Annotated in this window: 5 protein-coding genes; 2 read left to right on the top strand and 3 right to left on the bottom strand. The window is 66.4% G+C overall.

Annotated elements, in window-relative coordinates:
• Positions 1 to 151 precede the first annotated feature (151 nt).
• Both AB4Y84_RS07675 and AB4Y84_RS07670 read left to right on the top strand, forming a co-directional pair.
• Positions 152 to 733, top strand: coding sequence for a hypothetical protein (locus tag AB4Y84_RS07675; RefSeq protein ID WP_442249951.1), 582 nt, complete (start codon positions 152 to 154; stop codon positions 731 to 733).
• Between the two features lie 300 nt (positions 734 to 1,033).
• A complete protein-coding gene (locus AB4Y84_RS07670) occupies positions 1,034 to 1,903 on the top strand; it encodes a S1 family peptidase (RefSeq protein ID WP_442243586.1) in 870 nt (289 codons plus the stop codon).
• A gap of 64 nt (positions 1,904 to 1,967) precedes the next feature.
• Here AB4Y84_RS07670 and AB4Y84_RS07665 read toward each other — a convergent pair whose 3' ends face one another.
• From AB4Y84_RS07665 to AB4Y84_RS07655, 3 genes are all read right to left on the bottom strand, one after another.
• Positions 1,968 to 2,453 (bottom strand): hypothetical protein, encoded by a 486-nt coding sequence (locus AB4Y84_RS07665; protein ID WP_442249950.1) that lies wholly within the window; start codon positions 2,451 to 2,453, stop codon positions 1,968 to 1,970.
• Between the two features lie 50 nt (positions 2,454 to 2,503).
• Positions 2,504 to 2,764, bottom strand: coding sequence for a hypothetical protein (locus tag AB4Y84_RS07660; protein WP_363733314.1), 261 nt, complete (start codon positions 2,762 to 2,764; stop codon positions 2,504 to 2,506).
• Positions 2,761 to 8,117: GH36-type glycosyl hydrolase domain-containing protein (locus tag AB4Y84_RS07655; protein ID WP_442249949.1), on the bottom strand; the 5,357-nt coding region annotated here is incomplete at its 5' end. The genes AB4Y84_RS07660 and AB4Y84_RS07655, both read right to left, overlap by 4 nt.

Below are 8,117 nucleotides of genomic sequence, written 5' to 3'. Positions count from 1 at the left end.
CGCCATGGAGGCTGCGATCGATGCGCTGGTCGAAAAAATCGCCGCGCGGGAAGCTCTCGTTGGTAATGATGTTTCCCGATAGAGAGGGTGTTTCCCAGCTGTCCGGTGTGGTGCCGAACAGTGTTGGCACCCCAGGCAGGAGCATTGCGCATTGATCACCCGTACGTTGAACAGGATTCTACTGCTCGCAGGCTTGGGGCTTGTCATTGCGCCGAACGCCCCGGCAGCAGGATCGATCCGCACCCCCGTTCCCAGGCAGGATGAAGTCGATCAGGCGCTGGCACTCGTGTCCTGCAAGGCGGATCGCACCGCATTCCGGGCGTTGGCCCATCAATTGCGTGACATCGCAACCCGCGGGAAGCCATCGGCCGGCTGGCAGCCGATCACCGGCAAGGATGGGGGTTACAGCAACGCACTGGGCGACATACCCGGCGTTGTCGCGGAAATGAAGCTTCCAGCACCGGCTCTGGTCTTCGGTCATCCGTCCACGCGGCTGATACTGTCGCRCAGTTCCGTGGTGGCTGTCTTCGATGCAGCCCTTGCTGCAGACCTCACCAAATCGCTTTCCCTCGATGGGCCGGGGACGCAGGGCGAACCCGGAGGAATGCGGGTGGTCCAGTCAGCACCGGAAGCCCAGGGCGATGGCATTGAAGTGATGGCACTGGTGGCCCAGCGCATCGAGGCCGACCCGATGCCGATCGCCGTGGCCGGGTGCCTGTACTTCACCCGGTGAAGTGCGCGACGTTTTCATGGACGGGGGGCCTTCCTGGTTCCCGATCTTCGCTCCGGGGCTGTGAACAGAGGGATTCAAGGGCGTGCCAATCTGGAAACCCTGCGCACGTACGGCCTGTTCGATCCGCAGGAATGCCAGGCTCGCACTGCGCGGTGAACACTAAACGTCTCGGCGCGTCCCGGTTTCAGTCGTGGTTTCCATCCCTTCGTCGGCCACCACGGGAATTGGTCGCGCGTCCATCAGCAATGTCGATGCGTTTGGCTAGGCTGGATTGATCGACCACAAGGATGAATGCTCTCGATGAATCGCTGGCTCTTTCTGCTGCTTGCCGCGCTCCCGTTCGCTGCCGGGGCCATCGTCATCCGTGATGATGTCGAAGATGGCAGGTACCGCATCGAACGATCTGACTTCCCGGCGCTGGCGGACATGCCAGGAGAGGGGCACGGTGTTCTCATCGCCTCGCGTTGGGTGCTGACCGCAGCGCATGCAGCGCCGATGGAAGGAATGGGAGCAACGATCGCGATCAATGGCAACGCGTATGGCGTTGAACGCGTATTCCTGCATCCCGGCTACCGGAGGATGCCCGAGGCCCTGGGCACGGAGGCGATGGCAACAGGAAGTCCTTCCCGGATCCATGCCTTCCTGGCGGCCTCGGATGACATCGCGCTGATCAAGCTTGCCGCGCCGGTGACCGATGCCACGCCCGTGGCGCTGTATGGGGGTTCAGCAGAGGTCACGCAGGTCGCCGTCTTGATAGGGAAGGGCGCCACCGGCAACGGTGCGGTTGGCCAGTTGCCGGATGCGCCGCACCGTACATCCCTGCGGCGGGCCCACAACACGATTACCGGCGGCAATCAGCGGTATCTCTGGTACCGGTTCGATCCGCCGCCGCATGGCCTGCCGCTTGAGGGCGTACTGGGAAGTGGAGACAGCGGTGGTCCGCTTGTGGTCGACGACCACGGCACCTGGCAATTGGTGGGACTCGGGTCCTGGATCACGGCCGTACCCGAGCATGCCCTTGAAGCGGGTTTCTATGGCCAGATGGTCCACAACGTTCGCGTGTCACGCTACGTCGACTGGATCGAGGCCGTCATGCGGCAGGGGGACGATAGCCTGCCGCCCAGTAAAGCCGGACGCGCCAATGGCTCACTTGGAAATGGACGCCCGTAACAGGTCCGATCGTGGAATCCCGCACAAACTGTTCTGAAGCGGAGCGCGCGCAGATGTGCCGCGCTCACCGCACCGCGCATGTCGCTGAGGTGGCCCGCGGGGTGGGCACCCGCCACACCTGTTCACCTTCCTCGTCATTGCCCACGTAGAACGCGATGCGCCCATCCTCCTCGCGGCGAAGCGTGGGACTGAACGTGATGGTGTCCATTTCGCCGCCCTTGCCGACGAAGCGCATTTCACCGCCGCAGACAAAGTTCGAACCGGCCTGCTCTCCCAGCGCACCACAGTTCAGTGGCGAGGATTCGGCGCGGACCAACGGCTTCACCCGAGGCTGGATGCGCCCCTGGTCGGCCAGCTCGCAGAAGTGGTCGGCGATGGCGTTGCGCATCTCGGCCTGTGAGGGCATCCATGCGGGGCAGCGGGACGCGTCGCCCTGGCAGCTGCTGGCCGGGGCGGTGGAAGCGGGTTGCGTGGACGGTGCTGCGATCGTCCCGGAAAGCGGCAGCAGGGAAGCTGCGATGGCAAGCAACAGGCGAGTGGAGACGGGCACGCGTATCTCTGGTCAGTTGAGCCCGGCATCGTAACGCAGCGCGCTGGCCATCACTCTCCTGGCGTCCCCGGCGGCAGGCTGTCATCACGCTCGTACCAGGATGGAAGCTCCAGCGCGTGGCTTTTGAGCATGGCCTGGATGCACGCGTGCGCCTGGCCCCTTTCTGCGTGCTCGCATTGGTCCAGAATCTCCGCAGCCAGCGTTTCGAACTGCGGCCAGAACTGCGCCGGATGGCGCGACCGCGCCAACCAGTGCACCAGCATCTCGGCCAGTGCATCAAGCTGCACCTGTACTTCAGGGCGCACGTTCATCCCGGGGCCGCACCCAGGTCAAGCGCGACGCGGTAGTGATGGCCGTCGTCGCGCAGCAGGACGGTGAGGTCCGGCTGCAGCACGCCATCCACGTGCAGCGTAGGCTGGTCCTGCGCAGTGCGGGTCACCACGAACTCGTAGAAGCTGCGGCCGAAGCGGTAGCTCAGTTCGAATGACGGCCAGTGATCGGGCAGGCACGGTGCCAACGAAAGACGATCGCCCTGCCGACGTATGCCCAGCAGCGATTCGACCAGCAGGCGATACATCCAACCGGCCGAGCCGGTGTACCACGTCCAGCCGCCTCGCCCGACGTGCGGAGGCACGGCGTAGACGTCGGCTGCCAGCACATAGGGCTCGACGCGGTAGGTCTGGATCGCCTCCGGGTCCAGCGTGTGACTGAGCGGGTTGATCATGCCGGCCAGCTCCCAGGCACGCACCGCATCGCCCTGCTGTGCGAATGCCATGGCCGCCCACACGGCCGCGTGGGTGTACTGGCCGCCATTCTCGCGCACGCCCGGTACGTAGCCACGAATGTAGCCGGGGTCTTCCGGGGTCTGGTCGAAGGGCGGATCGAGCAGCTGGATCAGCTTGGCGTCCTTTCGCACCAAGTGCGTGTACAGCGAATCCAGCGCTTGGGAGGCACGTTCAGGCGCGGCGACGCCTGACAGCACCGACCAGCTCTGCGAAATCGAATCGATGCGGCATTCTTCGTTCTGTGACGAGCCCAACGGGGCGCCGTTGTCGAACCAGGCGCGGCGATACCATGCCCCGTCCCAGGCATGCTGTTCCAGGTTCTGGCGCAGGCTTTCGGCCTGCTGTTGGCACCACTCTGCACGGGGTGCATCGCCATGCGCGTTGGCCAGCCCGATGAAGCGGCGGAGCGTGTCATGCAGGAAGAAGCCGAGCCACACGCTTTCACCGCGCTGCTGGTCGCCGACGCGGTTCATGCCGTCGTTCCAATCCCCGCTGCCCATCAGTGGCAGGCCGCGCTCGCCGAGCAAGCGGCAACCGCGCTCGAGCGCGAGCACGCAGTGCGCATACAGCGTGCCGCGCTGCGTCGAAGGCGTGGGCATGTCGTAATACCCTTCCTCTTCGGGTGTCACCGCGCGCCCCTCGATGTAGCCGACCACTTCGTCCAGCACGCTGGCGTCGCCGGTAACCTCCAGGTAGCGGCATGCGCCCTGCGGTAGCCAGAGGTAATCGTCCGAACAGCGGGTGCGCACGCCGCGACCTTGCGGAGGGTGCCWCCAGTGCATCACATCGCCTTCGGTGAACTGGTGTGCAGCGCATAGCAGCAGGTGCTCGCGGGTCAGGTCCGGGCGAGCGTGCACGAGGGCGAGTGCATCCTGCAGCTGGTCGCGGAAACCGAACGCACCGCCTGATTGATAGTAGCCACTGCGTGCCAGGTAGCGGCAGCCCAGCGTCTGGTATACCAGCCAACCATTGGCCAGTGCGTCCAGCGCCGGGTCTGGCGTGCGCACCTGCACCGTGGCCAGCACGTTGCGCCAGTGGATGCGCACGGCGTCCAGCGCATCGATGGCCTCATGGGCGCCCTGGCGGCTTCGTGCCAACGCCAGCGTTTCCTTGCGGTTGCGCCCGGCGCCAAGGCGGAACGTCGTTTCGCTGCGGTCGCCTGCAGCCAGCAGCAACGGCACCTGGATCGCCGCGCAGGGATCCAGGCCCGCACCCAGCCGCGAATCCAGGCGCTCGCGACGCAGCGCCGCCGGTGCGTGCAGGCTGCCGTTGCGGCCGATGAACTCCAGTCGGTCACAGGTCCAGCCGCAGCCATCGGCATCGGTGTCGAAGAAGGCCATCCGGCCACCGAAGTCGGTGCTGTAGGTGTTGCGCGCCAGCAGCGCGCCACTCTGCGGGTCGCGTTCGGTGAGTACGTGCATGCGCGACTTCGCGCGCAGGTCACCCATCACCCATTCAACGTAGCCGATGGCCGACAACCGCCGTGGCCGCCCCGACAGGTTGTGGAGCCGCAGGACCGAGAACTTCAGCGGCGCGGCGACGTCGACGAAGACCCACAACTCGCTGGCGATGCCGTCTTCAACATGCTCGTAGACCGTGTAGCCGAAGCCATGGCGTGTACGGTACGCGCCGGTGCCACGGCGCGGCAGCGGCATCGGTGACCAGACACGACCGGTGTCCTCGTCGCGCACGTAGAAGGCTTCGCCGCCAGTGTCCGACACCGGATCATTGAGCCAAGGCGTCAGGCGGAACTCGTGCGCATTCTCGAACCATGTGTAGCCCGGTGCACTCTCGCTGACGACCGTGCCCAGGCGGGCGTTGGCGATCACGTTGGCCCATGGCGCCGGCGTCGGCGCGCCTTCGCGTACCACCACCACGTACTCGCGGCCGTCCTCGCTGAAACTGCCGGTGCCGTTGTCGAATCGGCCGGTGCCGCGGTAGGGAAGGAAAGGCCACGGGTCGTCCACTTCTTCGTCGTGCTCGGCGCTCGGCGGCAGTCCGGGCTCCGGGCCCAGGTCGGCAACGATGGGCAGCCCGGGCGTCGCCTCCATCGACAGGGCCAGCTCCTGCTGCAGCGCCTGCGGCACCAGGGCCGGGATCCGTCGCGGAGGCAACGGCTGACGCCCCACCTGCGCGACCAACGTACCGTCTTCGTCGCTGATGACCACCCGTGCCACCGCCTGCAACAGAATGCGGTCCTCGTGGGTCATGTTCTGCACCGGCCGCACGAAAATGCCGCCGGGGCGGTCGAGCAGGCCGGTCTCCGAACTGGCGGCCACCATCCCCAGAATCTGGTCCTGCAGCTCCTGCCGATAGCCAGCCTTGCTGTCGTTCCAGATGACAAGGTCGGTGTTGAGGCCCTTCTGGCGCCAGTAGGCATGCGCCTGCACCAGTTGCCGGACCAGTTCCACGTTGTCCGCGTCGGTGACCTTCAGCAGCACGATGGGCAGGTCACCGGAGATGGCATGGCCCCACAGCCCGGATTGTCCTCGCTGGTTCTGCTGCAGGACGCCTGCACCGGCGCGCAGCAGCGGACCGGCATACAGCACGTGGCTGGCCAGGCGCTCATACAGCGATGCCTCGGCCTGGCTTGCGTTGATCTGCCGGCGCACCACCTGGCTGTGTGTCCAGGCCAGGTCGAAGACGCGGTCGGCCAGGCGGCGATCACGGTATTTGTCCACCAGTGCTTCGCAACCGCCGCGACTGGCGCCGATGCCATACACCATGTCCAGCTGTACGGTCTGCTCGGGCTCAAGCACCACGCGGACGCGGATGGCCACGATCGGGTCCAGCACAGAGCCATCGGTGCCGGACAGGTCGGCATCGGTGGTCAATGCCTGCGGCGTCCGCGGCGTGTTGCCACGGCCCAGGAAGCGCGCACGGTCGGTTTCATAGGAGATCGCCACCACTTCCGCATCGTGCACCGCCACCAGATGGAACATCCACGGCGGCACCTCGTCGTGCGAACGTGGCCGGCGCGTGCACAGCACCGCCTGCTTGGCGGCCAGGATCTCGCTCTGCACGAAGAGGTTGCTGAAGGCCGGGTGCGCATCGTCGGCCGCCGCGGGTGCCAGCACCACTTCGGCATAGGTGGTGATCTCCACCGTGCGCGGGCGACGGCTGCGGTTGGTCAGGCGCAGGCGCCTGAGCTCGATGTCGTCCTCGGCGGAGATGGCGACCTGCAGGTGGCTCTCGCAGCCGCGACGCACACCGCGGAATTCCGCCTTGGCGTCAGAGAAGATCGCCTCGTAATTGTCCACTGCCACGCAGGTGGGCTGGTAGGCGGCAGACCAGAACTCGCCGCTGTCCACGTCGCGCAGATAGCAGAACGTGCCCCAGGCATCGGTGGTGCCGTCCTCGCGCCAGCGGGTAAGCGACAGGTCGCCGTGGCGGCTGTAGCCGCCGCCGGCATGGGTCAGCATGCCGTGGTAGCGACCGTTGGACAGCAGCTGCACTTCCGGGCGCGGGCCACCCGGGTCGCGCAGGACACGCAGGGACGTCTCGTGCTCGGCCAGTGCCGAGTGCTCGCCAAGCGCTTCGACCTCATGTGGATGGAACACGCCCACGCGCGGGATACGTTCCTGCAGCAGCAGCAAGGTCGCCTGGAACTCGACATCGGCAAGGAAGCGGCGCTGCATCGGCTGGTCGCGCAACAGGTAATCCAGCGACAGCAGGCCCATGCCCTGATGGTGGGCCATGAACGAACGCAGCAGGACGTGATCCTGTCCCGGCGGCACCCGGGTGGGCGTGTAGTCGATCGCCTCGTACATGCCGAAACGCCCGCAGAAGCCCAGTTCTTGCAGCGCCTGGAGGTTCTGGCAGGCCGCTTCCGGCGCCACCATCAGCGCCATCATGCTGGCATAGGGCGCGATGACCCGGTCCTGGCCCAGGCCGCGCTTGAGCCCCAATCCGGGCACGCCGAACGCCCGGTACTGGTAGTTCAGGCGGGCATCGACGGCGTTGTAGCCGGACTCGGACACGCCCCATGGCAGGTTCAACGTACGGCCGTAGACGATCTGCGCCTCGACCGCGTGCCGTGCGGTCTGGTCCAGCAACGTGTCCGGATAGCTGGGCATCACCAGCTGCGGCATGAGGTACTCGAACATCGAGCCACTCCATGACAGCAGCGTCGGCGTACCGTTGACCTCGGTGAGCATGCGGCCGAGCGCAAACCAGCTTTCCTGTGCAAGCTGGCCCTGCGCAATGGCAACGAACGCGCCCAGCCGCGCTTCGGAAGCCAGCAGGTCGTAGAAGCTGTTGTCGAGGCGGTGGTCGTCTACGTTGTAGCCGATCGAAAGCAGGTTGCGGGTACGGTAGAACAGGAACCCGTATTCCATCAGCGAGAACTGCCCGGCGCGGTGCGCCAGGTCCTGCAGCTGCTCGATGCGTGCGCGCGCGTCCGCGCCGGCCGTACCTGGCAGGGCGGCCAACTGGCGCAGGCTTGGCACCGGTGCATCGACGGCCGCGTTGGCATCGGCAGGGATATCGGCCAGCGAGGCGTGGGCGGCATGGCATTCGGCTGCGAACAGGGCTGGCCAATGCAGATCACCGTCCTCGGGCGAGGCCGGTGCCGGCCATTGCAGCAGCACCGCGTCGGCCAGACCGGCCAGTTCCTGCAGACGGGCCAGCGACTGCGCCGTCCCGACGGGACGGTCGACACGCGTAGACGCCAGACGCTGGCGAAGATGATTGAGCGCCTCGACCAGCGACGCATCGTCGGCGCGATGACGCTGCCGCTCCTCTTCCAGCACGCCCAGCGTATCGGCCAGGCCATCGAACGTGTGCGGCGCCAGCACCGGCGCATCCACCAGCGCGAGCAGGCCTTGGCGCAGGGTAAGCAGGTGGCCGGCAAGGTTGCCGCTGTCCACCGTGGAGACGT

Source organism: Stenotrophomonas sp. 2YAF22, from assembly GCF_052114665.1.
In the GTDB taxonomy this organism is placed as follows: Bacteria; Pseudomonadota; Gammaproteobacteria; order Xanthomonadales; family Xanthomonadaceae; genus Stenotrophomonas; species Stenotrophomonas indicatrix.
The sequence above is the reverse complement of the archived record's forward strand: the minus strand, read 5'-3'. Positions and strand labels throughout refer to the sequence as shown.